Annotated in this window: 4 protein-coding genes; 2 read left to right on the forward strand and 2 right to left on the reverse strand. The window is 76.0% G+C overall.

Annotated elements, in window-relative coordinates:
- Nucleotides 1–495 (forward strand): DUF1206 domain-containing protein (locus NWP09_RS12620; RefSeq protein WP_258275849.1); only part of this gene is annotated, 495 nt, incomplete at its 5' end.
- A gap of 21 nt (nt 496–516) precedes the next feature.
- On the opposite strand, the gene NWP09_RS12625 is transcribed toward NWP09_RS12620, so the two are convergent.
- Together NWP09_RS12625 and NWP09_RS12630 are read right to left on the reverse strand one after the other, a co-directional pair.
- Entirely contained in the window at nt 517–678 is a 162-nt protein-coding gene (locus tag NWP09_RS12625; protein WP_258275850.1) for a hypothetical protein, read from the reverse strand.
- 20 nt (nt 679–698) lie between these two features.
- Nucleotides 699–1,142 (reverse strand): hypothetical protein, encoded by a 444-nt coding sequence (locus tag NWP09_RS12630; protein ID WP_258275851.1) that lies wholly within the window; start codon nt 1,140–1,142, stop codon nt 699–701.
- 88 nt (nt 1,143–1,230) lie between these two features.
- On the opposite strand from NWP09_RS12630, the gene dcd reads away from it, so the two are divergent.
- The gene (gene dcd, locus NWP09_RS12635) at nt 1,231–1,872 is read left to right on the forward strand and encodes a dCTP deaminase (RefSeq protein WP_258275852.1); all 642 of its coding nucleotides are present in this window, start codon (nt 1,231–1,233) and stop codon (nt 1,870–1,872) included.
- Nucleotides 1,873–1,957: the final 85 nt, after the last annotated feature.

Genomic DNA, 1,957 nt, shown 5'->3' on the forward strand with positions numbered 1-1,957 from the left:
GACGCGATCCGCGCGGCCGGTCGCGGCGTCGGGCACGCGACCGTCGGCGGCGTGGCGCTCGTGTTCGCGCTCGGCGGCCGCATCGACGGCGAGGAGGCCGCCGAGTCGGTGACGTCGTCGGTGCTCGCCTCGCCGGCCGGGCCGTGGCTCATCGCCGCCGCCGGGCTCGTGATCGTCGGCGTCGGCGTCGCGTTCGTGCTGCGCGGCCTCCGGCGGCGCTTCTTCGAGGACGTCGCGCCGCCGCGCCGGTTCCGGCGGCTCGTCGAGGCGCTCGGGATGCCGGGGTTCGTCGCGAAGGGTGTCGCGATCATGATCGTGGGGGCGCTGTTCGTGGTCGCCTCCGTGCTCGACGACCCGCGGCAGTCCGGCGGGCTCGACGGCGCGCTGCACTCGCTCACGACCGTGCCGGGCGGCGTCGCCGCCCTCGTCGCGATCGCGGCGGGCCTCATCGTCTACGGGCTCTACTGCGTCGCGCGCGGGGTCTGGGCGCGCTGACCCCGGCCGCCGCCGATCGGCTCAGCGCTGCTCGGTGCGGTGGTCCTCCGTGTCGGGCTCGGCGCGCAGCACGTCGGCGATCTCCTCCTCGGGGCGGGGCGCGACGTCCTGATCCTCCTCGAGCTCCGGCACGCTCGGGTCGCCCGGCACGGGCTCGTGGTGCGTGGCGCGGCGCTCCTGCATGCGGGCTCCCTCGGTTCGGTCTAGCGGGCCCGGCTGCCGCGCGGATGGGGCAGGATCGGGTTGCGGAGCCGCAGCAGCTCGCGCGCGAGGTCGGCCGGGCGCACGTCGCCGCGCTCGCGCCGCGGCAGCTCGCCGAGCGTCGGCTCCGGGTTCTGCGGGACGGAGGTCTGCGGCGCGGGGTCCTGCGGCGCCGCGTCCTCGGGCGCCTCGGGCACGTGCGGGTGCGGCTCGACGTGCGCGCCGCGCAGGCGCGCGTCGAGCGCGCTCAGGTCGGGGCTCGTCGACTGCAGGTCGCGGCCCATCGTGCGCAGCACGCGCACCGTCGTCTCGTAGTCGTCGTCCGACACCGACCCCGCGACCCGGCGAGCCACCTCGTCGTCGCCGAGCGACTGGCGCGCGCGCTCGACGGCGGCCGCGGCGAGCTCGACCCAGTCCTCGAGCCGGCGTCCTCGGTGCGTGGCCATGGCGACCTCCTCCGCACCCATCGTCCTCCCTTCGGCTGGGAACCGCACGAGCGCATCCGCCCCACCCGTGCGCGATAGCCTCGGGCTCGTGCTGCTCAGCGATCGCGACATCCGCGCCCGGCTCGCCGCGGGCGAGCTCGGCCTCGAGCCCCTCGACCTCGGCATGGTGCAGCCCTCGAGCGTCGACGTGCGGCTCGACCGCGCCTTCCGCCTCTTCGACAACCACAAGTACCCCTACATCGACCCGGCGGAGGACCAGCCGGAGCTCACGCGGCTCGTCGAGGTCGGGCCCGACGAGCCGTTCATCCTGCACCCGGGCGAGTTCGTGCTCGGCGCCACGTACGAGCGCATCACGCTGCCCGACGACGTCGCCGCGCGCCTCGAGGGCAAGTCGTCGCTCGGCCGGCTCGGGCTGCTCACGCACTCGACCGCGGGCTTCATCGACCCGGGCTTCTCGGGCCACGTGACGCTCGAGCTCTCGAACGTCTCGACGCTGCCGATCAAGCTGTGGCCGGGGATGAAGATCGGGCAGGTCTGCTACTTCCAGCTCTCGTCGCCCGCCGAGACGCCCTACGGGCAGGGCGGCAACCTCAACCGCTACCAGGGGCAGCGCGGCCCCACCGCGTCGCGCTCGGCGCAGTCGTTCCACCGCACGCGCATCGAGGCGCCGGTCGGCGACGGCGGCGCCGCGCCCGCGGTGCCCGCGGAGGTGGAGCAGGCGGAGCCCTGAGCTCGGGCGCTGAGCTCGGGCGCTGGACTCGACGCCGAGCCTCGGGCGACCGCCTCGCACCGCGGCGTCGAGCGCCGCCGCGGCA

Source organism: Agrococcus sp. HG114 (assembly GCF_024723325.1).
Lineage (GTDB): Bacteria > Actinomycetota > Actinomycetes > Actinomycetales > Microbacteriaceae > Agrococcus.

Bases quoted from the DNA above. Each gene is read 5' to 3' on its own strand.
- NWP09_RS12630 (WP_258275851.1), bottom strand. From the start codon at position 1,142: ATGGCCACGCACCGAGGACGCCGGCTCGAGGACTGGGTCGAGCTCGCC.
- NWP09_RS12625 (WP_258275850.1), bottom strand. From the start codon at position 678: ATGCAGGAGCGCCGCGCCACGCACCACGAGCCCGTGCCGGGCGACCCG.